The sequence below is a fragment of the Citrobacter sp. Cpo012 genome (genome assembly GCF_030333015.1).
GTDB classification, from domain to species: Bacteria; Pseudomonadota; Gammaproteobacteria; order Enterobacterales; family Enterobacteriaceae; genus Citrobacter; species Citrobacter portucalensis.
The window spans coordinates 534,696-560,654 of the sequence record NZ_JAOWGR010000036.1 but is presented as its reverse complement, the minus strand read 5'-3'; the positions used below and the strand labels follow the sequence as shown (position 1 = coordinate 560,654).

Here is a 25,959-nt window from a genome sequence, read left to right as displayed (position 1 = left end):
TTCCGGATAGATACGCTTTTGTAGGCCGGATAAGGCGTTTTCGCCGCATCCGGCAGGGTTGGTGATTTATTTCGCATCCGACGTGTATTCGTATTCGTAGTAGCCGTAATCCTGATACCCGCTGGCACGGCGGAAGATCGAGTTGAGGATCACCCCTTTCACCTGAATGCCGTTTTGCTCGAAGCGACTCAGGCTGGTTTCCACCTCTTTCAGCGTGTTGACCGCATAACGCGCCACCATCAGCGTGGTTCCGACGTGACGCCCCACGATGGCTGCATCGGTCACCGCCAGAATTGGTGGAGTGTCAATCAGCACCAGGTCATAGTGCGAGCTGGCCCAGGCAATCAGTTCTCCGAAACGTTCGCTCATCAGCAGCTCGGAAGGATTGGGAGGGATTTGACCGCGAGGGATCAGATCAAAATGCGGAATCGATGTCGGTTTGGCGCTGGATGAGATATCCCCCTTGCCAATCAGGATCTCAGACAGGCCGTTGACGTTATTGGTCCCCAGCAGTTCGTGGGTATAGCCTTTGCGCATATCGCAGTCGATCAACAGCACGCGTTTGTTGGTCTGGCTGATGACTGCCGCCAGGTTGGCGCAGACAAACGTTTTACCAATCGACGGGCTGACGCCGGTCAGCATCAATACGTTGTTACGCGCCTGCATCATGGCAAAGTGCAGGCTGGTACGCAGGCTACGGACCGCTTCTATGGCGAGATCGGTTGGATTACCCACGGCCAACAGCTGGCTTTGCTTGTAGCGTTTCACACCTTTAATGGTCTGAACGTTATCACGTGCTTTTTGCCATTCAGACAACGGAATACTGGCATACACGCTGATACCATGCTCTTCCAGCGCCTGCGGGCTTTCAATACCGCGATTCAACAGAGAACGCAGCAGTACGCCCACCACGGAAAGCATCAAACCGAGAATGATACTGCCGAGAATAATCAGCGCCGTTTTCGGCTTCAGCACGCCAGGCTGGGCAATCGCGGGATCGACAATGCGCACATCGCCAACCGTACTGGCCTCGGTAATCTTCAGTTCCTGTTGCTTGTTCAGCAACTGCATATAGACCTGCTGACCGGACTCGACATCACGCGTCAGACGAACAATTTCCTGCTGCGTTTTCGGCATCGCCGTTACGCGCCCGTTCAGCTTACTTTTCTCATCTTCCAGCGCCTGGCGTTTTTCCAGCAGCGTGCGGTACGCCGGATGCGCTTTGGTGAACAGCTTGGAAATCTCCGCTTCTTTGAAGGTCAGTTCATTCAACTGCGCATCGATATTCACCATCGAATCCAGCACCGCTTTGGCTTCCAGCGGCAAATCCACGGAGTCTTTATCCTGACGAAAGGCGTTCAGCTTGTTTTCAGCAACGTCCAGCCGATTACGCACCTCAGGCAGTTGCTTTGCCAGAAACGCCAGACTTTTGGCGGCCTCTTCAGATTTACGTTCCACGTTTTGTTGCAGATAGTTGCGGGTAATACTGTCGAGGATCTGGCGGATTTGCTCGCGGTCTTCGCCGGTAAAGGTCAGGCTCAATACGCCGGTGTCTTTGCCAGTTTCCGTCACCATCAGGTTATTTTGCAGGGTGTTTATCATGCCCAGCGTGGAGAATTTGCTGACGGTAAATTGGCTCTCCGGGCTGGCATGAATCGCCTCAACCAGCATCGTCACGCCATCATGTTCCAACACCTTGCCGACTTGCCCCCGGGCGCTAAAACCCCCGTCACTCACCAGTTGATAGCTTTTGTCATTCAGCACATTGAGCGTGAAGGTCTGTTCATTCATTGCCTTTGGCAGCGTGAAGGTGGTTACATTAACCGTTTCGTTCTGACGCCCCATCAGCCGGTCCCAGCCCGCGCCAAAAATAGGGAATGTATCTTTGGTAACGGCGATATCGAGGTTAAGATCGTCTACCGTTTTCCCTAATACCAGTCGCGACTGAATGAGCTGAATTTCCGCTTCCGAGGCCGGCGGTTTGTTCGACAACGCCGAGCCAATATCCTGCACCAGTGAATTTCCGGTATTTTGCTCAATTTGCACCAGCGCGTCCGCACTGTAGATAGGTGTGGCGAACAGCGTGTAGACCGCGGCACACAATGCAAAGCCCGCGGTAATGCCAAGAACCCACCAGCGGGCTTCCACTACCGTTGCGACCAGACGACCAATATCGATTTCATCATTGCCCGTTACCGGCGCAGCAGACTGTTTAACTTTTTCTGTCATTGTTTTCCCTGCTCTGCGTTCAGTGCCTGAGCCCATTGGCGGGCAGACCGTTCAAGTAATGCGTACACCGCGTCAAACGCATCACGGCTTTTACGATACGGATCGGGAATTTCGCGCTCGCTGTCCCAGTGCCCAAAAAGCATCACTTTGCCGCGCATCTCCGGCACCATTTCACACAGGGCAGAGATATGGCGCTTTTCCATGGTCAGGATCAGGTCATACTCCCGGCACATTCGTCCCGAGATCTGCCGGGCACAATGATTATCCAGTGACAGGTTGTGCGCCTGCGCCACGCTAATAGCACACGGATCCGCGCCTTTCCCCACCAGCGCCCCAAGACCGGCTGAAGAGACCGTTAACGCCGGATGAAATTGCCTTAATAAGCGCTCTGCCGTCGGGGAACGACAAATGTTCCCCACACAGACAACTAAGATTTTGTTAAACATGATGATTACCAGTTGTGAAGGTCGCTGGCCGTGTCCGTCATATAGCGAACACCGCTAATAGTCGGCAGCAACTGATTGATCAAACGGTTCCAGCGAGCAACCGGCGCGGTAGTGACGTACACCACATCGTATGGCTGGAGTCGGAATGATGTTGCCATCACCAGCGACGTCGCATCGGACATATCAAGCTGATAGATATTGGCGATCTTGCCGTTGTTCCCGCCCTCGCCTTTCAATGGTCGAATAACGAAAATGCCGCTGGCATTGGAGGTGGTCAGGTCAATACCTTCGGCATTGCCCAGCGCTTCGGTAAGCGTCATGCCGCTGAAGTCCATTTTTAGGGTGCTCTGTTTTTTCACTTCTCCCATTACGAAGACTTTCAGATCGTCATTACGCGGAACAAACAGAATGTCGCCAGGATAGAGCAGACGGTTCTGGCTCAGGTCGCCATTTTGCATCAGCGCTTGCAGTGAAATACGTTGCTCCTGCCCTTTATGAGTCAGTACAACGTTGCGCCAGTCTGCTGCCTCGGTGAGACCGCCAGCGGCGTTAATGGCATCGAGAACGGTAAGCGGCACGTTGGTGATGGCCTGCTGGCCGGATTTGTTCACCTGCCCGGAGACATAGGCCTTCTGCGAGCGGAAAGCGGCGATATTAACGTCCACCTGCGGGTCAGCAATGTACTTCGCTAAGCGCCCGGTAATATCACTACGAATCTCTGCCAACGTTTTCCCTACCACGCTGACTTTGCCGATGTAGGGGTAAAACATGGTGCCATCAGGCTGCACCCAGTTGCCGGTATCGCTTGAGCTACGGTACTGCCCGGCCGGCGTGGTGAGTTCGGGATGGTCCCAGACGGTCACATTCAGGACATCCCCCGGGCCGACCCGGTACTGATATCCGGAAATCTCCTGGTCCAGCGACATATTTGGCTGGGCAACATTTGGTCGAGGACGTAATTGTTCGACCAGCCGTGGCGTGAGTGGATAAACATTAACCATGCGATCGATATCAAAATCAGCGTCCTGCTGTTTAATCACATCTTTGCCCATCGTAGACATATTGCTGCCCGGAAGCACGGTACAACCGTTTATCAAGATCACCGATACCAATACTGGCATCAATTTAAGTTTGGATTTCATCATTGATTATTTATCACTTTGGCAGAGTATTTATCACATGCAATCTAAATAGCGACTTCGCCTGTACGTATTTACCTTGCCGTTAATTGAAATGGAATTTAACTGGCATCAGTCCTAAAAAAAATGAATTCATCTGCGGTCTCTTGACAGAATAATTTAGGCTTGTTTCAGGCGACCTGACACGCTACCGCCCCTGGCTTCACTAGCTACCAATGCACTGATTAATTTAAATTTTTATCTTCTCCTTTATTTTCATCACATTTACAGCGTTAACGCATCGGGAATGGCGCCACTGATTGATGAGGAAATATTTATCTTTTGATTATTACCGCAAGAATTGTTGCAGCTATGCGAATATCAGGCAAGATAACAAACCGCCGATACCTGGCTTTTAAGATTAATATTAAGCGTCGGTTTTATATATTTTTAGGATTTTATTGATATTGACAATATTGATATAGAAATATTCCACCTGCGATATTTCCTAAATATATTTAGATTAATAAAATCATTTCCTGTAGTTACATTAAGGCTATTATCCTGCATCAGTTCTGATATAACCGACAGAGAAACCCCTTCTCGCCATTGCATTTTTCGCCAGTTTTACCCATGATCGAACTGTGACAATTGTCATACAACTATGGGTATAGCATTTACTATGGAATGGATTGCCGATCCGTCAATCTGGGCCGGACTGGTCACGTTAATCGTGATCGAACTTGTTCTTGGCATTGATAATCTTGTTTTTATTGCCATCCTCGCGGAGAAACTACCTCCTGCCCAGCGGGATAAGGCGCGTATTACCGGGCTACTGCTGGCGATGGTTATGCGCCTGCTGCTGCTGGCATCAATATCCTGGCTGGTAACGCTGACCACGCCGCTGTTCAGCATTCGCGATCTCAGCTTCAGCGCCCGCGATCTGATCATGCTGTTCGGGGGTTTCTTCCTGCTGTTTAAAGCCACTATGGAGCTCAACGAACGGCTGGAAGGGAAAGACAGCGATAACCCCACCCAGCGTAAAGGCGCTAAGTTCTGGGGTGTGGTCGCGCAAATCGTGGTGCTGGACGCCATCTTCTCTCTGGATTCCGTCATTACCGCTGTTGGCATGGTCGATCACCTGGCGGTGATGATGGCGGCAGTCATTATTGCCATCAGCCTGATGTTGCTGGCCAGCAAGTCGCTGACGCGCTTTGTTAACAGCCATCCAACTATTGTTATTCTTTGTCTGAGCTTCCTGCTGATGATTGGTTTCAGTCTGGTGGCCGAAGGGTTTGGTTTCCATATCCCGAAAGGTTACCTGTACGCGGCCATCGGCTTCTCGGTCATGATCGAAGCATTGAACCAGTTGGCTATCTTTAACCGTCGTCGCTTCCTCTCAGCCAACCATACTCTGCGCCAGCGCACCGCCGAGGCGGTAATGCGGCTGCTGAGCGGGCAAAAAGAAGATGCTGAACTGGATGCCGAAACCGCGGCGATGCTGGCGGATCATCATGAAGGTCAGATTTTTGCGCCTCAGGAGCGGCGGATGATTGAACGTGTACTGAACTTCAATCAGCGTACCGTCAGCAGTATCATGACCTCGCGCCATGATATTGAACATATCGACCTCAATGCGCCCGAAGCAGAAATCCGCGCCTTACTGGAAAAAAACCAGCATACGCGTCTGGTGGTCACTGGCGAAGACGAGCAGGAGGAACTGCTGGGCGTGGTGCATGTCATCGATTTACTACAACAGTCTCTGCGCGGCGAACCGCTCGACCTGCGCGTCTTGATTCGCCAGCCGCTGGTGTTCCCGGAGACCTTGCCGCTGCTTCCGGCGCTTGAGCAGTTCCGTAATGCCCGCACGCACTTCGCGTTTGTAGCCGATGAATTTGGTTCCGTCGAAGGGATTGTGACGCTGAGTGATGTGATGGAAACCATCGCCGGCAATCTGCCAAACGAGGTAGAGGAAATCGACGCCCGTCATGATATTCAGAAAAACGCCGATGGTTCGTGGACCGCTAACGGACATATGCCACTGGAAGACCTGGTGCAGTACGTGCCTATCCCGTTAGACGATAAGCGTGAGTATCACACTATTGCCGGACTGTTAATGGAGTATTTGCAGCGCATCCCGAAAACCGGGGAGGAAGTTCAGGTTGGCGACTATCGGCTAAAAACCCTTCAGGTGGAAAATCATCGCGTGCAAAAGGTCCAACTGATACCGCTACACAGTGAAGAAGAGATGGATTACGAGGTGTAAGTCACGAGCCGGATGGGGCATTAGCCACCATCCGGCAATATGAATCAGAGCTTATCCAGCAACTTTTTAACATCTTTGCCGTTGCGGGAATCTTTATTGCGATCTGCCCAGTCATTCAGACGACGTTTTGCTTCATCCTGCAGATGCTTACGCAAAAGCTGATCAACTTGCAGACTGTAGTTCAGTGATTGCCACTGGCCATAGACCCTGAGAGGAACCGGGGTGGCCTTCAGGAAACTAATCAACTTACTTTCGCCATCCCAACCGCCCAGCACGCGAATGTTAAACAGCGTGTCGCAATTCTGCTTCACCAGATCTAACGCTCCTTTGCCGGTCAGCGCCAACATCGCGGACTCGCCTGCCATGTTATCCAGCGTCACCTCTCCGTTATCCAGCGTCATATCGGTTACAAAATGATCCAACCGGGTCACGTTATCGAGGTTTTGCTGAGATTTAACATCCCCACCGCTGCGTTCTACAGCCTGTTGAATCATCTGCTGGAAGTTCATCCCTTCCATTCGCGTATCGTTCATTTCGACATGGGCCTGCCCTTGCCAGCTATGGCGAAACGCCTGGGCATCAATATCTGAGCCGGAAAAATCTCCCGCCAGCGACAGCTTGCCGGTGAGTGCGATGGGGTAATCAAAGGCCTTCAGAATCGTGCCAATTTCCACACCTTCCAGGCGCGGATGAAAGACCGCTCGCGGTTCTCCTTTTCTGGCATCCAGCGTGCCGGGCAGTGAGATCAGCCCGCCATCACTTTTTCCCTGCAACTGCGCAATGTTCAGTAAGCCGAACTGGTTGTCAATTTTTGCCGATACATTCTCAAACGCCATTTTCCGCCACAGCACTTTGTCAGCCTGCAAAGCGATGTCTGCCGAAAAACCCTTGAGTCCCTGATACGAAACGGCATCAACCTGGGAAGCAATGACGGGGCGCGCCAGCGTTGACTGACTCTGACCTTGCTGAACGTCACCTTTTGCTGTCGCCGCTGCGTCATGCTGTACGAGCAGGTTATCCAGATTGAGCTGACCAAATTTCAGGTCGACGGCCCATTCCGGTTTTTCCAACAAGGATACGTGCGCTTGCCCGGAGAACGAAGAGTCATTGGCGGTCAAATTTATCTGGCTAAACGAAAGCTGTTTTTTCTCTTCCAGCCATTGCGCCTGAAGATGTCCCTGACCGTTGATCCCCTGCGGCGGCAAATCGGCCCCCTGCAATTGCCAGCTTAACTGCTCGATATTCGCAGATAAGTTGTGCGGATAATCGGAGGCATCGACCGTACCGTTAAAGGATAACGCGAGATCGCGCTGATCGCGGTTTACACGCCCGGAAAAATCAAACGTGCCGCGGTGCTGGCTATCTTGTTCCATCTCCAGACGAATATCACGAACAGTAACTTGTTCATCGTCTTCATGCTGGAATACCAGAACACTGTCGGCAACCCGCAAACGGGCGATATCAAACGACCATCCTTTGTCTTCCGCCAGATCGGGCAACATATTGTCTTTTGGGGCAACAGGTGCATCTTTGCCGCGTACCGCCTCAGTTTGCGGGGTCAGTTGAATCACTGCGCCTTTGAGCATCACCTGCTTCACGCTGAGCTGGTGGCTCAACAGCGGCCATAACGCAACGTCAAGACGCATATTGTCGGCACGAACCAGAGGTTCGCTGGCACCTTCAGCCGTTAACACCACTCGCCCTGAGAGGATACTCAGTTGCGGCCATACGTGCCAACGCAGGGGGCCATCCAACTGCAGCTGATACCCGCTACGTGCGGCAACCTGCTTGACCATATACGCGCGGAAATCATTCGGATTCACCAACAGTACTAACGCAGAAAAGCCGGCCACCAGCACGACCAGAAGAATCATCAGCGTCGTCAGAAATCGTCTCATGCTATCCCCAATGGACTGATAAACACTCAGTCTTTATCGATCCGGCTGGCAACGGCGCCCTGCTGGTCGCGATACTTCGCATCCTGACGACGGTTGTATGGTCGCGCTGCCGGACCGGAAAGCGGTTCGAAACTTAGCGCGCCAATCGGCATGCCCGGACGCAGAGCCAGCGGTAATTTTCCGGAGTTGTAAAACTCCAGTACGATACAGCCAGACCAGCCCGGATCGATACGGTGTGCGGTGACGTGTACCATCAGTCCCAGACGCGCCAGAGATGAACGGCCATCTAACCAACCGACGAGATCGGAAGGCAACGTCACGGATTCGAATGTTACTGCCAGCGCAAGCTCACCCGGATGCAAGAAGAATGCCTCGCCGTCCTTGAGGACGATTTCATCACTCATCACGCGATCCAGCGCGGCGCTGACTTCATCTTTCGGTCCGCTCAAATCGATATACGCCGCCGTATGACCGCGGAACGTACGGAATTTGTTGCCAAGACGCACATCTACCGTGGCGCCATTGATTCGCTCGACAGGAGGGCGTGGAGTGATCGACAGGCGACCTTCATCCAACCAGGCTTCAATATCTCGGTCACATAAACGCATGGCACTTTCTCCTTTCGTGCTTCAAACCCTTAATGCCAGGTGCGTTAAGGGTGAACCAGGTTATCACTGAACGGTACACAATTCGCTGAACTTATTCAAAGAACTGACTGATTTTAGCCTTCAGAATATCGATGGCGATGCGGTTTTTACCCCCGCGCGGCACAATGATGTCGGCGTATTGCTTTGAAGGCTCAATAAATTGCAGGAACATTGGACGGACGGTTTTCTGGTATTGCGCCATCACCGAATCCATTGAACGACCACGTTCATTCACATCCCGCTTGATACGGCGCATCAGACAAATATCCAGCGGCGTATCAACAAAAATAGAAAAGTTCATCTCATCGCGCAAACGCGCATCCGTCAGCAGCAAAATGCCTTCCAGGATAATGACTTTCTTCGGTTCGATATGAATAGTGTCTTGCGTACGCGTGTGCTCAACATAGCTATAAACCGGCAGCTCAATGGCAGAGCCGCGCTTCAGCGTTTGCAGATGTTGAAACAGCAGGCTGTGGTCCATCGCGTTCGGATGGTCGTAGTTGGTTTTTACGCGTTCTTCCATCGACAGATGGCTTTGATCTTTGTAATAGCTGTCTTCGGGAATAACGCCAATATGTTCGTCACCGACTTGTTCACGCAATTCGCGATAAAGAGTACTGGCAATAAGGCTCTTGCCGGAAGCCGATGCGCCGGCAATGCCGATAATGACGCACTGATGGGACTGATCAGTCATAAATTTAGCGACCTGATTAACCTGGATGTAAGGAAGGGCGGCGTCGAAACGCCAAACGCGGCAATTATAGGGATTTCAGCGGCGCGATGCCACCCCAGGCTGCACCAATGCTGTCCCTGTCGCAAATTAAAATGGTCAGATTTAGAACAGCCGCTATATTTATTCACCTGCCTTAGGAATTAATAGCTTGGGAGTGTTAATTTATGAGCAGCTGGCGTATAAATTGTAAATTGTTTGTACTAGCATAATCCCAGATTAAATGTGATGCGTCCGGCATCTCTGCTGGGCGACAACGGCTATTTGGGTAGAGTGGTAATGAGTAAACAATCCCAACATGTTTTAGTTACCTTACCCCATCCTCTACTGCGCCTGGCCAGTTTAGGTCTGGTGGCTTTCATCTTTACGTTGTTTTCGCTGGAACTATCACGTTACGGCGCACAGCTTGCCCCTCTGTGGTTTCCAACCTCTATCATGATGGTGGCTTTTTACCGTCACGCGGGAAAGATGTGGCCAGGGATCGCGCTGGCTTGCTCATTCGGTAGCATCGGCGCCTCTTTACTTTTTTTCCCCGGACAGTCGCTTAATTTCTCCTATACGGTCATTAACATTATTGAGGCTGTTGTTGGCGCAATGTTATTGCGTAAACTGCTGCCCTGGTACAATCCCTTACAAAATTTGAATGACTGGGCGCGCCTGGCATTTGGTAGCGCGGTTGTTCCGCCACTGTTGGGCGGCATTTTGATGTGGTTGTTGCTGCCGAAGGACACGTCGTTAAATACCTTTCTCATTTGGGTACTGTCAGAATCCATTGGCGCACTGGCGTTGGTGCCGTTAGGTTTACTGTTTAAACCACATTACCTGTTGCGCCATCGCGACCCGCGATTATTGCTTGAGACCCTGATTACCCTGCTGGTGACCTTAACGCTCAGTTGGCTATCCATGATGTACATTCCATGGCCATTTACCTGCGTTATTGTCCTGCTGATGTGGAGCGCTGTCCGTCTGCCGCGTATGGAGGCGTTTTTAATATTCCTCAGCACCGTGATGATGGTTTCGCTGATGCTGGCTGCCGACCCTTCGCTGCTTTACACCCCGAAACCGAACATGATGACGGACATCCCCTGGTTGCCGTTTTTGATGATCCTGTTGCCAGCTAATATGATGACCATGGTGATGTACGCGTTTCGAGCCGAACGCAAGCACATTTCAGAAAGCGAGTCACGCTTTCGCAACGCAATGGAATATTCCGCGATTGGCATGGCGTTAGTCGGTACCGAGGGGCAATGGTTACAGGCCAATAAAGCCTTGTGTCAGTTTCTGGGCTATAGCCAGGAGGAGTTACGTTCACTGACCTTCCAGCAATTAACCTGGCCGGAAGATTTGAATAACGACATTGAACAGCTGAACATGCTGGCACGCGGAGAGATTAATAGCTATTCCATGGAAAAACGCTATTACACCCGTTCGGGCGACGTCGTCTGGGCGTTGCTGGCCGTTTCGTTGGTGCGTCATAGCGACAATACCCCACTCTATTTTATCGCGCAGGTTGAGGACATTAACGACCTGAAGCATACCGAGTGGATTAACAAACGGTTGATGGAGCGCATTACCCTCGCCAATGAAGCCGGGGGGATTGGGATTTGGGAATGGGAACTACAGCCTGACGTGATCAGCTGGGATAAACGGATGTTCGATCTCTACGAAGTTCCTGCGCATATCAAGCCCAGTTGGCAAGTCTGGTATGAGTGCGTGGTACCCGAAGATCGTGAGTACGCCGAAAATGTGATTCGTGATTCACTGGCCGCACGGGCTCCGTTTAAGCTTGAGTTTCGTATCGCGGTAAAAGATGGCATACGCCATATCCGTTCGTTGGCCAACCGGGTACTGAATAAAGACGGTGAAGTTGAACGCTTACTTGGTATCAATATGGATATGACCGAAGTCAAGCAGCTTAACGAAGCGCTGTTTCAGGAAAAAGAGCGCCTGCACATTACGCTGGATTCAATCGGCGAAGCGGTGATTTGTATTGATGTCGATATGAACGTGACCTTTATGAATCCGGTTGCTGAGAAAATGAGCGGCTGGCAGCAGGACAGTGCCATCGGCATTCCGCTATTGACGGTACTACATATTACTTTTGGCGAGAACGGTCCGCTGATGGAAAATATCTACAGTGCTGACATGTCGCGTACGGCAATCGAACAGGAAGTGGTCCTGCATTGTCGTAACGGCAACAGTTATGACATTCAGTACAGCATCACGCCCCTCAGCACCCTTGATGGCGGCAGCATTGGCTCGGTGTTGGTTATTCAGGACGTTACCGAGTCGCGGAAGATGCTCCGCCAGCTTAGCTACAGCGCCTCGCATGATGACCTGACCCAGTTGGCAAACCGCGTCAGCTTCGAAAATCATCTAAAACAGTTACTGCATACGGTTCACGACACGCACCAACAGCATGCTTTGGTTTTTATCGATCTCGATCGTTTTAAAGCCGTAAACGATAGCGCCGGTCACGCCGCAGGCGATGCCCTGCTACGCGAACTCTCTTCACTGATGCTCAGCATGCTGCGTTCCAGCGATATGCTGGCGCGTCTTGGCGGTGACGAGTTTGGTCTGTTGCTACCAGATTGTAATATCGAAAGCGCCCGCTTTATCTCAGGTCGCATGATCAGCGCCATCAACGATTACCACTTTATGTGGGAAGGCCGGTTACACCGCATTGGCGCCAGTGCGGGGATTACGCTCATTGATGAAAAAAATCATGTCGCCAGCGACGTCATGTCTCAAGCGGATATTGCCTGTTATGCGGCGAAAAACAGTGGGCGTGGACGCGTCTGCGTTTATGAACCGCAGCAAAGCCAGGGTCATGCCGCGCGTAGTCAACTGACATTGGATGAGCAAAGACACAGCATTTTGCACAACCCAATGCTGATGATCGCCAGGGGCGTGGCCTCCCCGCGTATACCGGAGACGTTCAGCTTTTGGCTCCTCTCGCTACGTTTAGGGACAGCTGAAGGGGAGATTATTGAAGAACACGCTTTCCGTGCCGGGCTGGTCGATCCTACATTGAATCAGGCGCTTGACCGCCGGGTATTTACCGAATTCTTCCAGAGTGCTGCACCGGCCGTCGCCAGTAAGGGACTCAGCATTGCCCTGCCCCTTTCCGCCGCCGGGCTGCTGAATACAGAACTTGTTGACGAGCTGCTGGGGCAACTGCAAAGAAGTCCGTTACCACCACGACTGCTGCACCTGACCGTTCCGTCTAACGTGATAAAAACAAACCCAACGCAGGCTATATCCACACTACATCGACTGCGTCAGTGCGGATGTCGAATTATTCTAAGTCATGTCGGTCGCGATTTAGATCTTTTTGACAACCTGAAATATCACATGGTTGATTACCTGCTGCTCGACAGCGAGCTAAGCGCCAGCGTCCACGGTAACTTGATTGACGAAATGTGGGTGTCCATTATCCAGGGCCATGCTCAGCGTCTGGACATTAAAACCATCGCCGGCCCGGTGCAGTTGCCGCTGATCATGGATGCGCTTTCTGGCATCGGGATTGATATGATTTATGGCGATATCATTGCCGACGCCCAACCGCTGGACCTGTTACTGAATACCAGTAATTTCGCCATCAACTGACGGCTGCCAGCCATCCGTATACCAGATATGTAATAACGCATAGGAGCGCCAGGGTTTCCAGCGCTCTGCATACCGTCGGATCTGGGCCGGTGTCATGCCGGGAAAACGCTGCTTAATCAGATAATCATCCGGCAGAAAAACATCTTTCGCCTGCCAACCACGAAGCGCGAAATAGTTGGCGGTCCAGCGCCCTATCCCGGGAAACGTTTGTAGCTGCTTAACGCCTTGTTCGATATCGGCAGGGGCTGTTGTCGCGAGCGTTCCTTCAAGGGTTGCATGAGCCAGGTGAATCAACGCTTCAGCGCGTTTGAGCGGCATTCCTAACGCTTTCAGGTGCAGCGGATCGGCATTGGCAAGCGCTTCCGGCGTAGGAAAACACACATACTCGGGCGCATCCTCCAGCGCTTCCCCGTAAGCGTGCGCCACTTTCGCCGTCAGTTTCGCGGCCATCAATACGCTGACTAACTGCCCTAAAATCGCCCGCACCCCTTGCTCAAACGCATCGACACTGCCCGGCAGGCGCAGTCCCGGACGCGCCGCACCGAGGCTACCCAACGCGCCGATAATTTGCTGCGGGCAACAGCCAAGATCGAACAAGCGCGTTATTTTTGCCAGGCACTCGGAAGCTACCGGCTGTAACCCTGTGCTCAATGTCACGTGTAGCACGTTGGCGTGCAGATCCGGGACAACGCGCACCAGACCACGATGCTCCCCTACGGACAGGCTTCTGACATAGCTCAGTTCCTCTACGGTTTCGACACCTTCAACCGCACGGGCGGCAAGAAATCCCAGCATCCAGGGCCAGTCATAAGGCGGTTGCCAGCTCAGCGTGAACATTTAGTTTTCCTTTTTACGCAAACCTAAAGCATAAACGGTATTCAATCAGTACGCCTTGCTTTCATATTCCAGTTGTCGGGGCGTCAACTATTCGTTAAAGTCACGCCCCTTCTTCACTGGCATGGGGATTTTTACGGTGTTTATTGGTTTTGACTACGGTACGGCAAACTGTTCAGTGGCCGTTATGCGTGATGGGCAGCCTCACCTGCTCAAAATGGAAAATAACAGCACGTTGCTACCCTCAATGTTGTGCGCACCAACGCGCGAAGCGGTTAGCGAGTGGCTGTATCGCCATCACGACATCCCAACTACGGACGATGAAACGCAGGCGCTGCTTCGCCGTGCGATGCGCTACAACCGCGAAGAAGACATCGACGTTAACGCCAACAGCGTGCAGTTCGGTCTGGCATCGCTGGGTCAGTATATTGAAGACCCGGAAGAGGTGTACTTCGTTAAATCGCCAAAATCATTTTTGGGTGCCAGCGGTCTGAAGCCGCAGCAGGTTGCGCTGTTTGAAGATCTGGTCTGTGCAATGATGCTGCACATTCGCAACCAGGCGCAAAGCCAACTGCCGGAAGCTATCACTCAGGCCGTGATTGGTCGGCCCATCAACTTCCAGGGATTAGGTGGCGATGACGCCAACACCCAGGCGCAGGGTATTCTTGAACGTGCGGCCAAACGCGCCGGTTTTCAGGATGTCGTCTTCCAGTACGAGCCGGTAGCGGCGGGACTGGATTACGAAGCGACGCTGCAGGAAGAAAAACGCGTGTTGGTGGTGGATATTGGCGGGGGTACGACCGACTGTTCCCAATTGGTATAGTAAGTACGCCCAAATAAAATCCATTGCTTTCAATGCGTTAACTAAAACCCATCAAAGATTAGTACCGTCATAGTCCACTAACACCGATTCACACGTTACCTTCGTACCGTTCCATTGGTCGCGATAGATTGATGTGTCGATGCCCACCCCAGGATGTAAGATTAGCCCCGTATCCTTTTCAAATTTGAGGTACTTGGTAGTTTGTATCGAGCGGTCATAGTACGTATGGCCTGAGTACTTAAACCCCGCACTACCCTGTGGAACAATCCATGCCCCATAGCTGGAATACTCCCTTGCCCTATCAATTATCTTGAACTCAAATTCACTACCCGTATAACGGCCTGTATACGTCCCTGATGTTTTAATCTTACCAAATGGGGGATTACCATAAGCAACACGGTAGAAACGGTCTGGTGTGTATTGGAGAGCATCACCTGTAATCCATTCGGCTTGTGGTAGTACCCGCTTTCCAATCATTACGTACTCTGGATTTAGTTCTACACATGTAATATGTGAAGGTTTATTACGCATGAATTGGTAGTAGCTAAGTCTACCTATACCAGCACATAGTTCTATACAGTCATCACTACAGCCAGCATCTAATATAAAATCCCATGCTAGCATTTCGGGGGTAAAGAAACTACCAGTAGCACCAATACCATCACCTTTGTAGTTATTGAAGATAAACTCTTTATCATCTTCTGTTAGTTGCTTATCTGAGTGTACTAACTCCATTACTTTTAAATGTAGTTGTGATTCTTTTTTAGTTACTCTTGCCATAAAATACCCTTATACAGTTAATGTATGGGTATTTAGTTACGGGCATAAAAAAGCCCCAATTAAGGGGCATTTGTGGTGTACTGTCACTTCTGACTGCGTAACATTCCTTTGATTTCGGAAACGTCACTTTTAATGTCTGAAAGTTCCCGTACTAAATCATACAATTCATCAATATCTGCTTCATTGCTTTCTGTTTTAGTTTCTAATACCGCAAGTTTACTTTCAATATCACTTATTCGCCTTTCAGCTTCTAAGATTTCTTGTTTACGCTTAAAAAATAAACGTCCCATTAATGTGAGGAATGCTATAAACAGACCCCCTATCGCGTAAAAGTCCATTACATTATTTCCTTATTGTTTAATATGAGTCATAAACGTCTGTATTGATGTAATAACACGTCCGATTAATAACCCCTTCATTTTCGTTTGCGTACATTCCATCTTCTACTTGAGTGGATGCCCGTTCTAGGTTTGTGCCTTTCGCATTAAAGCTACTTGAATAGTAGTATGAACCCCCATCTTCATAGATTAATGCCCACTGGCTAGCGGCTGGCATGACTGCTACACCATGCCCCATGTTGTAAAGTGTTTCCGTCAGTGGTAGATACGCTGACTTTATTTGTAATGGTAACATTTGATCATTCCATGTAGGTTGACCATTTGCCCCATATATTTGAACACCCCAACCGCTAATCGCTGTTACCTGATTAGCAAAAACATATACAGTAAAGTTAGTTGCCGTTGGTGCGGCATAACCACCCGTACCAGCACTTAGAATATCGTACTGCCAATATCCACCAAGTTTTACCATTTGACCGTTAAATGTCTGATTGCCACTTGTCCATTTAGTGAAAATGACACACGTTAGATAATCGGGAACCCATGTATTAATATATGTATTGAGTTGTCCCGATGTAGGCAATGAGAAGTTAAAACGGTTTACAAGGCATAATGGCGGGGCATCTGGTGTTACCCATTGCTTACCATTACTATCTGTTAGAATTGCTCCATATGCCATTACACACCCCTTATGGTTACGATGATTGGTCTTAGTGTGGTGGCGTTGGTGTAGTTCACTGTCCATCCTGAGACACTGGCAGTACTTTGTGCCGATTGACCATTAATTAAAATACCAGTAGCACATACTTCTAAAGCCCATCCAGTTAAGGGGGTATAAGATTTAGATCCTGAACCCGATGTGATTACATCAATAACATTAGTTGGATTAATGACGGCATTCACTAATACACCTTTACGCCATACCTGAATACCATAGGCCATTACACACCCCCTAACATAATTTGTAGAATAGTTAGTAATTCCCCTAATGGGACTTGAATAACCACAATACCAAAGGCATCCAGTAGCGGTACTATTAACCAGTTATAAGCAACAATGGCAGTAATTACAAAACCAAGAGCATTACGCCAATGAATTGTAGTTTTTTCAATTTCAATTTTATTAGTTTCAATTTGCCCTTCGGCATTCGACACTTTTACTTCTTTTTCAATTACTTTAGTTTTAGTAAAGTAACCCATACCCAATTCAATTATTTTTGTGATTAGTCCTATCATTCTTTTATTCCTACGATTGATAACCAAACGAAAGTACCTTTTACAAAAACCCTTTCATGACTGAGTACAACAACATTTAATACCAAATCGCGTAATTGCCACTCTACTACATCACCTTCTTTTAGATCCTGGGGTTTTTCAAATGCTATATTCATTATGTACTGTACTTGATCATTAGATTTATGACTTTTTAGTACCTTCTTTAGTTTCTTATTTCCCATAAACCCACGATCATAAGGTAATGAATTCATCAATGGTGTTACATTATCTACTAAGATATATGGCGTTTGTTCTTCATAGTGTTGTTGCATTATCTCTATCATTACTTGTTCCTTGTACTGAATTCCCCACGTAACCCATTAATCACAATATTTATTTTCTTATCGGCATTTGCGTACCAATCAAAGATAATCTTACGTTCTTTTGGCTTTTTGACCGCTATTACGCGATCATCTTTTTTACGTGTATCAATAATTCGTTTAGTTCCTTTTTGTTCTATTACTTTATATTTACCAGATTTAAGATTACTCTTTAATCCAGTAATGTTACCTTGTTTAGTTAATCGAGCATTACTAGTAGGAATGAACTTATCAATGTTGTCTCGCTCTACTAATGAACCGTATAGATATTGTGCCTGTATATCCTTAACCATAATCGTTACGGTAACGCCCGTAGGACGCTTAGAGAAGAATGTTAACATTGCGTTACCAGTGAACGGTACTACACCCCCTGCTGCGGCCTGATTGATTCCCGTTTGAAGTTCACGTGATACCTTACGTAGATCATTGATTAATTCACTACGGAATTCATTATTAACTTCACGTCCACGTTTATTCACATAACCCTGTACTTCTTTTATGCCTTTTACATATTGCCTAGCCATTCTTCTATAGTCCTTATAATTCCTTTTAGTTTTCGTTTCTGTGTGTTGTTGGGAATACGGCATTTTGTCATCATTGCCTTATTCAAAATGTTTTCATCAAGTGAGTGTGTGAGGATTAGAAAGGATTCTACATAGTTTGCTTCTGTCATTGTCTCAAAGCCCCATAGGATAGTACGGGTATAGTTCAAGCCTGAGTCGATCATACTCTGTACTTTCTTAGAACTTGTCTTGTAGTCTCGCCATCCGTTTTCTTTTTCTGCCCCTGTTAATTTGGTACAGTCCTTTACCCCTTTCCATATTTGTTTTACGCCGATGTAATAGCCATCTTCAAATTGAAACAAATAAACAAAACCAACTGAACTACCATCTAATAATTCATCCTCCGACCAATCCGGTGAATACTGCCAATCATTCATAAATACCTCATATATTATTATTTTTATAAAGGTATTTAGCAATGGACTTAAAAGATCGATTAATTAACTATGAAGGTACGAAAGAGTACCAAGCAACACGCGGATATTTTAAACAAGGTAAATTCTGGATGTATAAAGATACTGAAGGATACGACACGATAGGCTACGGGCATTTAGTACAAAACCATGAACGTGAAAAATTCAAATTAGGTATTACCCCAATGGATGCCGATTTACTATTGGCATGGGATATTGACCGTACTATGAAAGATGTAAAAACACTTGGTCTTACACTCCCAAAGGATTGGGAAGATTTCATGATCATTATGGTGTTTCAATTAGGTTTAGCAGGTACTAAGAAATTCAAAAAGATGATTGCCGCCCTAAAAGTACAGGACTATAAGGAAGCAATTAAACAGGCTAAAGATTCTTTATGGTATCGACAGACACCAAATCGTTTAAATGATATGGTAAAACAATTAGTTAACAAATAAGAAAGGGGCATAATGCCCCTTAATTGTTTTTATAGTTGCCCTAGACGTACACGTAGTGTACCCCATTGATCATAAACGCTTATACCCTGTGGTGATAGCGTCATACGCCCATCTGCTGCCGTACCATTCAAGTACATACCACCATCTTTACCCAAATACCATCCAGTACTATTCCATACATAGTTATTACTATAGATTTCATTTCCTATCTTAAGGTTAGTAACTGAACCATTTTGAATCTTAGCATTGTTAATAGAACCATCTGCTATATTAGCAGTTTGAATAGTTGCGTTTGCTATCTGAGCACCGTTAATACTGGCATTCTGAATCATTGCCGATTTCATATAAGTAGTGCCTGTACTGGCATCTACTACGAAAGGATAGTTACGTGTAGTTTCACTTGCCCCACTAGAACTAATCAAGCTAAAGCGATCCGCTATAACTGTGAATACTGATTCAGTACCGGAGTTACCAAGAGCAATACCTGAGATATACCCGTTTACGTTTGCGGATATCTGCCACCCTTTATAATCAACGTTATCGATAATCTCTTGTTTAATAGTATTCATCTTAGCCGAATCTAATACACCATCTATAATATCTTCGTTTAGTTGACTAAATGGAATTGAAGTATTCTGTTTATATGGTAGTGATAAAGTCCAGTTGATATTACCATCTGCCCCGTATACGTCCACCTGTGCCGCTCTAATGTAGTATTCCCCATCGGGTACGCTCATCCAGTCGGTATACGCTGCGGTACTGGTATGCGTGATTACACCACTTGAATAGTCGCTTGTACTGGAGACTTGAAAGATCATGTGATCAAAGTCAATAGGACGGTTAGCAACTGACCATGTAAAGGCAAGAGCACCAATACCACTAGCTACTTTAAAATCTAGTACCTGTGGGGCTTGTGGGTTCGTTACTTCAATGAATGCTTCGGCTGAGTATGTACCCGAACTAAAACCACGTGCGGAGACACTGAAGCGTACTGTACGCCCTATGTCGTCTGCCCTGTTTTGTGCTAGGGTATACATGAAGGTAAGATCTTTAGTACGGTAAGTTTTGACCTTCACGCCTGATTTATAAACGCCTATTTCATACTCTTTAAAGTAATCCATAAACGGTCTACCATTAACTTGTAGTGAAGTTTGATCATTCCAGCCAATATAAAAATCTTCTGCCTCTGTGGTAGTCGCATTGATTGAAGCGTTAATTAGTACAAGTCCCGTAGGAGTTGGTAACGTAAAGTTAAAATCTGGTGTAACACCATTAACTTCAAGTTTATTTGAAACAAAACCTAAGTTATTGTATGCGGCTACCGCAAAATCATATAGTACACCATCTACTAAATTATAAACGTCATATGAAGTTTCATAGATATTTGTAGCGGCAAGATATGACCAATCATTAGTACCGGAACGGCGATAATATACATAGTATCCACGTAGGTTAGGATCTGGTGAAGCCGTCCATGACATATTAACAATCATACCATTAATAGTACCGCCCTTTTTGACCACTTCTAGGTTACTTGGGGGTTGTACACCAATGACATTATTGATTGAACCATCTGGAGTCCATACACCCGGATCTTTACCTTCATAGATACCATCATTAGTCTGTGCTAGTGTTAGCTGAATATATCCTAATGAATCCTGTGCTGTACTAATATCTTTAGCTACAATGCGGTACTTTGAGTTAATTTCAAGTTCCTGTAGTTGTACGTCTACACAATCATAGATTTCAAGATCCCATGCATCGGGGGTAGTTAGTGTAATTACATTCTGCCCGTACTTCATCTTGAGAAGTTCACGGTTTGCCAATTGTGCTAAATGTGTTTTCTCATAAATCCAAGTAAAATCTAATGCTCTGGTAATTACCCGACCATCTGAACGAATCACTTCATCTTGAGAAATTTCTGAAGGAAAACGTACAATATCATTACCGTACTTATTACCCACTGCTGTGTATTTGGCATCAATGGTATTACAATAATCACTATTACCTGATGTTACTACTTTAACATCACCCACAATATTAGTTTCGTTGAATGTTTTTAGTGATACAGATTTACGATCCACACCACAACAAATTTTACCCATATTCGTATATACGAAACCTGAGAATGTTTGTAGAATTGCTTCAATAGTCTGTTTATAAGTTTCATTATAAGATACCGCACCATTAGAATAAAAGGCCATATCTTTACAATATTGTGCTGCCGTTCTAAATGAATTCATATCAATCAATGCTGGTTCAAGTCCCATACCCCAAATTGGGTTAGTGAGAATTTCATATATTTGGGATGGACCATTACTAGAAGGTTTACGTGACATATCAGAAAGATCTGTAATCAATTGTCCTTTTAGTTCTACTTGCATTACGTAGTTGTCATTTACAAGTGTACTTGTTTCTAATGAATCTTGTGTTTTCTTAATAACAGTAGCAATAGATACTACACCATCACCACGAAAGTTATTATTATAACGATCTCCCGCATACTGAGTAGCTAAGGTTTTAGTATTTGTATATGCTCCACCAAAACGTACTTCCAATTGAATGAATGGACGGAAACGAGCATTAATTGAATTCTCTGGTACTACACCATCAGCACGAATAGCAACATCTAAAATTGGTTCATCATCAATATAGATTTGTTCAATCCATTTTTCGGTTCCCGTCATTGCTACGATGTGTTCAGTATAAAGGTACTGTGAATCACTATTTTTAATGTTATACCAACTAACAATAGTACCGCATAGTACGAAAGAACCGTTTAACGCTGCCGTGTTCTTATGTGGTGCTTCACCACCTAGAATTACGGGTAAACCACTTGCCGGACTGGTAGATCTACTTAATGATGTAGCGGCATCATCATAACCAGTAGTACCAATCTGTGCCAATTGTGAGGACATGACGAAAGATAGAGCACCTGCCCCCGCTCCCCATGCCGCCGCCGCATACAGGGAAGCACCACCCGTATAGAATGCCGCGAATACGGCTACAGCCATTACAATTGCGGATAGAAAACCGCCTCCACCTTTACCCATTAGTTTTTCCTTACTCTGTAAAACTTCCCATTCCGTGGGATAGCTATTAATTTAAAATGTGTGTGATCTTCATCAACTCCAATTAGTCTATTGGAATGTACTACGCCCATAATTAGGGGATTATCATCACTAATCCAGATATCACCATCAATTGGTAATTCTACGAGATCACTATATTTAATGATAATATCACCCGTACTAATAAAGCCGAGTGATTGTAGTTGTTTTACACCTGCTTTAATTGTTTTGTACTTGGCAATTTGGGAGTAGTCAGTACCCGAACGTAAATCTAAAACTTGTAAGCACATTAGATTACAGTCATTAGTACCAAGTTTATATTCCGTACTCAATGCGGTACTTACGATTGTGAATAAATCCATTATTTGTATCTCCAAGTTTGACCACTGTTTACTACGCCAAGTAATGACATGATTTCATCGCCTTTATAGTAACTCTGATATACTGAGTTAGCGGCAAGTGTACGTGTCTGTAGATCGAGTTGTTTATAAACTGAGTTAACTGTTACGGTTAATTCATTTGTTGTACTGATTGGGTTAGCAGTGGCTTCGATAAAGTCAATAAAGCCAGTGTACATACGCCAATAATCCAGTACATCACCCGTTGCCGGATTGAGAATTACCATGTATAGGTTTACTTGAGCATCTTTAAGAGCACCACCTAAAGATAATGCCCGTACTGAACCATTCACATTACTGATTTTAAAAGTCATTGCGGCGTTCACTATTTGCTTCTCTTCTGAAAATACGGGTAGTGAGTCCGTTATTAAATCGGGAAATGGGGTGTACTGAGTACCACCAAATGTAATGGGGTTAAGTCCATCATTCCAGTAAAACGGGGGAATACTCTTAGGTATTACATCAAATGCCCTTACGTGAACACCCATAGAAAGTACATCCATAATAGTTAGTACTGTCTTATTTGTACCCCTGAATAGATTGTAATATTCTAATAGTGCCGGATTGGTTAAGATATTTGGATTCATTAGCGTACTACCTCATGACATTTAAACTGCATTTGTACAAGGTTAGTAACTGGCATTTGGTAATCATTATCAGGTGCTAATGTACCTTCAATTACAAGGCCATTATAAAAAATAGTTTCACCCAATTGTACGTTAGCTTGAAGTGCCGGAAACAAAGATAATTCAGTACCCGTATTTTGTACTACAGTATAAAGTTTCTTATGGTTGGCAAATTGAATCATTGCCCCTACTTCTAAAGTTTGCGGTAAATTGGTCTGTACTTTATAAAGCCCACGGTTAACAGCTACCTTTGAAGTTACCGTACCAGATTGAGATCCGTTATATTGGGATAAATGCCCCATGCTCATCTGAAAAGGTTTACCCTGTCTATATTGGGCTAAGAATGCCAGTACTTCTAAACGGTCTTTTTGATTGAATGAAAGTGTAAATTGATAATCATACCATTGGACACCCGTACTACGTTGAATTAGTGCTCCCGTCCATGACTGATTAGAATATTGTGGTGATTGATCCTGTAGTGTAAAGTCACTAATAGATACATTTTTAAAAGTTAATTGTGCCATTATATGCCCCTTATTTTAATGTATTTAGGGGGCATGAAGCCCCCATATTATGTACTGCGTTTCTGTGCTGATATAACAGCTTGGTTTACTGATTGGGAGTGCTTTTTCAACATCTTATTAAATGTTTCATCATCACCGCCATCTACGTTACCTTGAATAATTAAAGGTGCGTTAATAACTGTTTCACCTGTACCGCCATTACTCGCATTATCATCTAAGAACTGTGTTAGTTTTTTATTCGCTTCTGGCTGTACTACACGTTCACCAGCTTTTAGTACAAATGATTTGTTATCCATAGAAGGATCAAGAGAATCTACACCGCCGTGGAATTGTCCCGCTGTACTAATAATCTGTGCTCCCATACTTGCTACTTGAGCATATGCCGCCAATGAAGCCGGAAAAGGAGTAGCTAAAGCACTGGATAGTGCTACTTGTAGGTTCATCATGATCTGAGCCATTGATATTCCTTTCTGAATAGCAAAGGCTGCCTTTGCCGCACCTGAAGATTCACCAAAAACACCCGCTAACATAGTACCCATATCACCCGCTGCGGTTGACATAAGAGATAATTGTTGCTGTGCGTTTTGCTGTTCTAACTGTAGGGCTTGTTCTGCGTAACGTGCCTTGATTTCAGCTTTGCGTTTTTCAAAATCTTCAGTACCAGCAAGTAGTTTTTCATTTAATTGAAGTTCTAATTGTTCCCTCTGTGCGTTCTCTTGAAGTAACTTTTCAGTATTATCATAGGCAAATGGATTACCACCATTAATACGCTGATTTTGTTGATCTGCTAAGAAACCTTTTTGAGTACCGTTAAGACCTGATAGATTGTTTTGATCAATTAAGTCCTGATTAGGATTACTATAACCAATCATTTGATCTACTAATTCAGTACGGGCTTGTGCTGCCGACTCTTTAGCTTTATCTACCATTGCGTCTATTTCGTCTTGCGACTTCTTGAGAATAGCACCAGTATCTTTAATGGTTTTCTGTAGCTGTAATTGTTGGCGGTCAAAATTCTGTAGTCTTAATTCGTTGGCATTATCGGCAATATTAGTTAGTGCTGTTTCCCAATTACGTTGGGCTGTTTCACGTGCGGCTGCGGCCTTTTGTGCTGCGGCTTGTGCTTTACGTGCTGCGGCTTCCTGTGCCTTTAATGCTTTATCGGCTTCTGCCTGTGCCTTACCTTTATCTACCCATCCAGTATTCGCATTTGGTTGTACGCCAGCTTTACCAGTAAAAGCACTTGAAGGGGGATTTAGTACAGGAGTATTTGAAGTGTTATCTGTTTCAGGTAATGAACTTCTAATAGCATCTGTGACAAATCCCAAGCCAGGAAACATACCAATTTTATTTAGAATTGCCTGAAATTCATTTGCCTTATCAATTAGGTTTACAAAGAAATTATCATTAGTAGAATTCATTGCTTCGATTAAATCGTTTGTACTTTTCACTACTGGATTTAAAACATCAATCAAGTAAGTTTGTCCGGTAGTTGTGAGAGTATTTAGATTCTTATCAAATTCTTTAAAGTTTCTTGCCGCTTCTTCAGTTACTGCTACTGTTTGTGATTGGATTTTATTCCATGCGTCTTGTTCACTTGCTGATTGATTTAGTATTGGTATTAATCTACTGGCATCACTTGCTAATGTTTCAAGTATCCAAGTTTGGGTAGCTTGATCCGCTCCAGCTTTTTTTAAATCAAAGAAAGTTTTAATTACAGCCTTTAAACCGCCATCCGTCTGATTAAGTAGTGGTGTAAACTCTTTGATATTTAAACCTGCCGCTACAAAGTCATCTACTAATGAACCACCGTTACGGTACGCATCACCGAGCTTATCGAGTGAGTCTTGATTTAGATCCATGACCTTATCAACGGCTAGCCCCGTTTCACGAAATGCCTGATTCCATTGCTGGATTGCCGTTACTGATAAACCTGATGCCGTACTTACTTGATTAAGTTCCCGTACTAGATCGTTAGCCTTTAGTGTAAGTCCTGCTAGTGCTGTACCCGCAATGCCTACCGCACCTACCAGACCAGTTAGACCACCTGAGATACGCCCGATACCACCACTGATATTATCGGCTACAGATCCCATAGTACCGCCAGCCTTTTTACCGAACTTGCCTATACTATCTTCTGCTTGGTTTAACTTCTTTTGTAAACCAGTAGTATCACCATCTACTTCTACAATTATCTTTTTATTTCTTGCCATTATTCTTACCTTCTACAAGTCCTTTCATCATTGCCCCAAATGATGCCGCGTTTTGTTTTGTATTTTGTTCTTTCTTTTTCTCACGTTTGGCGTTCTTTTCTTTCGCCGTGAGTGAATCATCACCAAGAATCCCTAGATAATCAAAATCATTTAGAGTTAGATTTTTACGCCCTTCTTTAGTAATACTCTGAGAAGATAGTAATAATGTGTGGCATAATTGAGCATGTGCGATCATATCCGTTTTAGCTCCATTAGGTTCAATAAGTTGATCATAGATATAAAGGGCATTAAAAATATCTGGATCTAATTCGTCTAATTCTTGGGGTGAGAGTCCCCGCTTATGTAGCATCTTAATACTAAAGCGGGCTTGAGGATTCACTC

24 protein-coding genes and 1 pseudogene are annotated in these 25,959 nt (G+C 46.0%); 4 read left to right on the top strand and 21 right to left on the bottom strand.

The annotated features are described in order from the left end of the window. Positions 1-66: 66 nt before the first annotated feature. The 3 genes from wzc to OGX90_RS09400 are packed head-to-tail and all read right to left on the bottom strand — an operon-like array spanning position 67 to position 3,820. Positions 67-2,229 carry a tyrosine-protein kinase Wzc gene (gene wzc / locus OGX90_RS09410; protein ID WP_234692124.1) on the bottom strand — a complete coding sequence of 721 codons (2,163 nt, stop codon included), beginning with the start codon at positions 2,227-2,229 and terminating at the stop codon, positions 67-69. Beyond that, positions 2,226-2,675 (bottom strand): low molecular weight protein-tyrosine-phosphatase Wzb, encoded by a 450-nt coding sequence (wzb, locus tag OGX90_RS09405; RefSeq protein WP_032949610.1) that lies wholly within the window; start codon positions 2,673-2,675, stop codon positions 2,226-2,228. Before wzb ends, wzc begins: the two co-directional genes overlap by 4 nt. Before the next feature lie 5 nt (positions 2,676-2,680). Continuing rightward, positions 2,681-3,820: a polysaccharide export protein gene (locus OGX90_RS09400; protein ID WP_003834266.1), complete on the bottom strand. Its 1,140-nt coding sequence runs from the start codon at positions 3,818-3,820 to the stop codon at positions 2,681-2,683. A gap of 655 nt (positions 3,821-4,475) precedes the next feature. Here OGX90_RS09400 and OGX90_RS09395 point away from each other — a divergent pair. Next, positions 4,476-6,059 carry a TerC family protein gene (locus OGX90_RS09395; protein ID WP_032943936.1) on the top strand — a complete coding sequence of 528 codons (1,584 nt, stop codon included), beginning with the start codon at positions 4,476-4,478 and terminating at the stop codon, positions 6,057-6,059. 44 nt (positions 6,060-6,103) lie between these two features. Here the strand turns inward: OGX90_RS09395 and asmA are convergent, their stop codons facing one another. From asmA to udk, 3 genes are all read right to left on the bottom strand, one after another. Next, positions 6,104-7,957, bottom strand: a complete 1,854-nt coding sequence (asmA, locus tag OGX90_RS09390) for an outer membrane assembly protein AsmA (RefSeq protein WP_286623611.1) — start codon at positions 7,955-7,957, stop codon at positions 6,104-6,106. 26 nt (positions 7,958-7,983) lie between these two features. Further along, entirely contained in the window at positions 7,984-8,565 is a 582-nt protein-coding gene (gene dcd, locus OGX90_RS09385) for a dCTP deaminase (protein WP_003834269.1), read from the bottom strand. A gap of 91 nt (positions 8,566-8,656) precedes the next feature. Beyond that, the gene (gene udk / locus OGX90_RS09380) at positions 8,657-9,298 is read right to left on the bottom strand and encodes a uridine kinase (protein ID WP_003036776.1); all 642 of its coding nucleotides are present in this window, start codon (positions 9,296-9,298) and stop codon (positions 8,657-8,659) included. 315 nt (positions 9,299-9,613) lie between these two features. Between udk and OGX90_RS09375 the strand changes: the two genes are divergently transcribed. Continuing rightward, positions 9,614-12,943 carry a diguanylate cyclase gene (locus tag OGX90_RS09375; RefSeq protein WP_079934592.1) on the top strand — a complete coding sequence of 1,110 codons (3,330 nt, stop codon included), beginning with the start codon at positions 9,614-9,616 and terminating at the stop codon, positions 12,941-12,943. Here OGX90_RS09375 and alkA read toward each other — a convergent pair. Next, positions 12,911-13,780, bottom strand: a complete 870-nt coding sequence (gene alkA, locus OGX90_RS09370; protein WP_079934518.1) for a DNA-3-methyladenine glycosylase 2 — start codon at positions 13,778-13,780, stop codon at positions 12,911-12,913. The genes OGX90_RS09375 and alkA overlap by 33 nt on opposite strands. A gap of 136 nt (positions 13,781-13,916) precedes the next feature. On the opposite strand from alkA, the pseudogene yegD reads away from it, so the two are divergent. After that, a pseudogene (gene yegD, locus OGX90_RS09365) lies at positions 13,917-14,597 on the top strand (molecular chaperone); the annotation flags it as partial. 54 nt (positions 14,598-14,651) lie between these two features. On the opposite strand, the gene OGX90_RS09360 reads toward yegD, so the two are convergent. From OGX90_RS09360 to OGX90_RS09325, 8 genes are all read right to left on the bottom strand, one after another. Then, positions 14,652-15,380, bottom strand: a complete 729-nt coding sequence (locus tag OGX90_RS09360) for a class I SAM-dependent methyltransferase (RefSeq protein ID WP_286623610.1) — start codon at positions 15,378-15,380, stop codon at positions 14,652-14,654. Positions 15,381-15,463: 83 nt separating this feature from the next. Next, entirely contained in the window at positions 15,464-15,718 is a 255-nt protein-coding gene (locus OGX90_RS09355) for a hypothetical protein (protein WP_191215608.1), read from the bottom strand. Positions 15,719-15,737: 19 nt separating this feature from the next. Further along, a complete protein-coding gene (locus tag OGX90_RS09350) occupies positions 15,738-16,397 on the bottom strand; it encodes a hypothetical protein (protein WP_191215607.1) in 660 nt (219 codons plus the stop codon). After that, positions 16,397-16,660 carry a hypothetical protein gene (locus OGX90_RS09345; RefSeq protein ID WP_191215606.1) on the bottom strand — a complete coding sequence of 88 codons (264 nt, stop codon included), beginning with the start codon at positions 16,658-16,660 and terminating at the stop codon, positions 16,397-16,399. The genes OGX90_RS09350 and OGX90_RS09345 overlap by 1 nt, the downstream gene beginning before the upstream one ends. After that, positions 16,660-16,953, bottom strand: coding sequence for a hypothetical protein (locus OGX90_RS09340; protein ID WP_119174073.1), 294 nt, complete (start codon positions 16,951-16,953; stop codon positions 16,660-16,662). The genes OGX90_RS09345 and OGX90_RS09340 overlap by 1 nt, the downstream gene beginning before the upstream one ends. Further along, positions 16,950-17,276 carry a hypothetical protein gene (locus tag OGX90_RS09335; RefSeq protein ID WP_286623609.1) on the bottom strand — a complete coding sequence of 109 codons (327 nt, stop codon included), beginning with the start codon at positions 17,274-17,276 and terminating at the stop codon, positions 16,950-16,952. Before OGX90_RS09335 ends, OGX90_RS09340 begins: the two co-directional genes overlap by 4 nt. Next, positions 17,276-17,836, bottom strand: a complete 561-nt coding sequence (locus OGX90_RS09330; RefSeq protein ID WP_052959889.1) for a hypothetical protein — start codon at positions 17,834-17,836, stop codon at positions 17,276-17,278. Before OGX90_RS09330 ends, OGX90_RS09335 begins: the two co-directional genes overlap by 1 nt. Beyond that, positions 17,818-18,252, bottom strand: a complete 435-nt coding sequence (locus OGX90_RS09325) for a GIY-YIG nuclease family protein (RefSeq protein WP_052959887.1) — start codon at positions 18,250-18,252, stop codon at positions 17,818-17,820. Before OGX90_RS09325 ends, OGX90_RS09330 begins: the two co-directional genes overlap by 19 nt. A gap of 41 nt (positions 18,253-18,293) precedes the next feature. Between OGX90_RS09325 and OGX90_RS09320 the strand changes: the two genes are divergently transcribed. After that, complete coding sequence (locus tag OGX90_RS09320) at positions 18,294-18,746, top strand: glycoside hydrolase family protein (RefSeq protein WP_286623608.1); 453 nt, start codon at positions 18,294-18,296, stop codon at positions 18,744-18,746. 29 nt (positions 18,747-18,775) lie between these two features. On the opposite strand, the gene OGX90_RS09315 is transcribed toward OGX90_RS09320, so the two are convergent. Genes OGX90_RS09315 through OGX90_RS09290 form a run of 6 tightly spaced genes read right to left on the bottom strand, consistent with a single transcriptional unit; the run spans position 18,776 to position 25,957 of the window. Continuing rightward, positions 18,776-21,799, bottom strand: coding sequence for a phage tail tip fiber protein (locus OGX90_RS09315; protein WP_284881531.1), 3,024 nt, complete (start codon positions 21,797-21,799; stop codon positions 18,776-18,778). Then, positions 21,799-22,179 carry a DUF6950 family protein gene (locus OGX90_RS09310; RefSeq protein ID WP_284881532.1) on the bottom strand — a complete coding sequence of 127 codons (381 nt, stop codon included), beginning with the start codon at positions 22,177-22,179 and terminating at the stop codon, positions 21,799-21,801. Before OGX90_RS09310 ends, OGX90_RS09315 begins: the two co-directional genes overlap by 1 nt. Then, a complete protein-coding gene (locus OGX90_RS09305) occupies positions 22,179-22,802 on the bottom strand; it encodes a DUF2163 domain-containing protein (protein WP_252428763.1) in 624 nt (207 codons plus the stop codon). Before OGX90_RS09305 ends, OGX90_RS09310 begins: the two co-directional genes overlap by 1 nt. Then, a complete protein-coding gene (locus OGX90_RS09300) occupies positions 22,802-23,365 on the bottom strand; it encodes a hypothetical protein (protein ID WP_052959882.1) in 564 nt (187 codons plus the stop codon). Before OGX90_RS09300 ends, OGX90_RS09305 begins: the two co-directional genes overlap by 1 nt. Before the next feature lie 47 nt (positions 23,366-23,412). Further along, positions 23,413-25,578 (bottom strand): hypothetical protein, encoded by a 2,166-nt coding sequence (locus OGX90_RS09295; protein ID WP_286623606.1) that lies wholly within the window; start codon positions 25,576-25,578, stop codon positions 23,413-23,415. Then, positions 25,565-25,957, bottom strand: a complete 393-nt coding sequence (locus OGX90_RS09290) for a hypothetical protein (RefSeq protein WP_223585396.1) — start codon at positions 25,955-25,957, stop codon at positions 25,565-25,567. Before OGX90_RS09290 ends, OGX90_RS09295 begins: the two co-directional genes overlap by 14 nt. Positions 25,958-25,959 lie beyond the last annotated feature (2 nt).

Bases quoted from the DNA above. Each gene is read 5' to 3' on its own strand.
- OGX90_RS09305 (WP_252428763.1), bottom strand. From the start codon at position 22,802: ATGAATCCAAATATCTTAACCAATCCGGCACTATTAGAATATTACAAT.
- OGX90_RS09330 (WP_052959889.1), bottom strand. From the start codon at position 17,836: ATGGCTAGGCAATATGTAAAAGGCATAAAAGAAGTACAGGGTTATGTG.
- OGX90_RS09325 (WP_052959887.1), bottom strand. From the start codon at position 18,252: ATGAATGATTGGCAGTATTCACCGGATTGGTCGGAGGATGAATTATTA.
- dcd (WP_003834269.1), bottom strand. From the start codon at position 8,565: ATGCGTTTATGTGACCGAGATATTGAAGCCTGGTTGGATGAAGGTCGC.
- OGX90_RS09300 (WP_052959882.1), bottom strand. From the start codon at position 23,365: ATGGCACAATTAACTTTTAAAAATGTATCTATTAGTGACTTTACACTA.
- OGX90_RS09335 (WP_286623609.1), bottom strand. From the start codon at position 17,276: ATGATAGAGATAATGCAACAACACTATGAAGAACAAACGCCATATATC.
- wzc (WP_234692124.1), bottom strand. From the start codon at position 2,229: ATGACAGAAAAAGTTAAACAGTCTGCTGCGCCGGTAACGGGCAATGAT.
- OGX90_RS09350 (WP_191215607.1), bottom strand. From the start codon at position 16,397: ATGGCATATGGAGCAATTCTAACAGATAGTAATGGTAAGCAATGGGTA.
- OGX90_RS09345 (WP_191215606.1), bottom strand. From the start codon at position 16,660: ATGGCCTATGGTATTCAGGTATGGCGTAAAGGTGTATTAGTGAATGCC.
- OGX90_RS09400 (WP_003834266.1), bottom strand. From the start codon at position 3,820: ATGATGAAATCCAAACTTAAATTGATGCCAGTATTGGTATCGGTGATC.
- OGX90_RS09395 (WP_032943936.1), top strand. From the start codon at position 4,476: ATGGAATGGATTGCCGATCCGTCAATCTGGGCCGGACTGGTCACGTTA.
- wzb (WP_032949610.1), bottom strand. From the start codon at position 2,675: ATGTTTAACAAAATCTTAGTTGTCTGTGTGGGGAACATTTGTCGTTCC.
- alkA (WP_079934518.1), bottom strand. From the start codon at position 13,780: ATGTTCACGCTGAGCTGGCAACCGCCTTATGACTGGCCCTGGATGCTG.
- OGX90_RS09355 (WP_191215608.1), bottom strand. From the start codon at position 15,718: ATGGACTTTTACGCGATAGGGGGTCTGTTTATAGCATTCCTCACATTA.
- asmA (WP_286623611.1), bottom strand. From the start codon at position 7,957: ATGAGACGATTTCTGACGACGCTGATGATTCTTCTGGTCGTGCTGGTG.
- OGX90_RS09340 (WP_119174073.1), bottom strand. From the start codon at position 16,953: ATGATAGGACTAATCACAAAAATAATTGAATTGGGTATGGGTTACTTT.
- OGX90_RS09375 (WP_079934592.1), top strand. From the start codon at position 9,614: ATGAGTAAACAATCCCAACATGTTTTAGTTACCTTACCCCATCCTCTA.
- OGX90_RS09315 (WP_284881531.1), bottom strand. From the start codon at position 21,799: ATGGGTAAAGGTGGAGGCGGTTTTCTATCCGCAATTGTAATGGCTGTA.
- OGX90_RS09310 (WP_284881532.1), bottom strand. From the start codon at position 22,179: ATGGATTTATTCACAATCGTAAGTACCGCATTGAGTACGGAATATAAA.
- OGX90_RS09295 (WP_286623606.1), bottom strand. From the start codon at position 25,578: ATGGCAAGAAATAAAAAGATAATTGTAGAAGTAGATGGTGATACTACT.
- OGX90_RS09360 (WP_286623610.1), bottom strand. From the start codon at position 15,380: ATGGCAAGAGTAACTAAAAAAGAATCACAACTACATTTAAAAGTAATG.
- OGX90_RS09320 (WP_286623608.1), top strand. From the start codon at position 18,294: ATGGACTTAAAAGATCGATTAATTAACTATGAAGGTACGAAAGAGTAC.
- udk (WP_003036776.1), bottom strand. From the start codon at position 9,298: ATGACTGATCAGTCCCATCAGTGCGTCATTATCGGCATTGCCGGCGCA.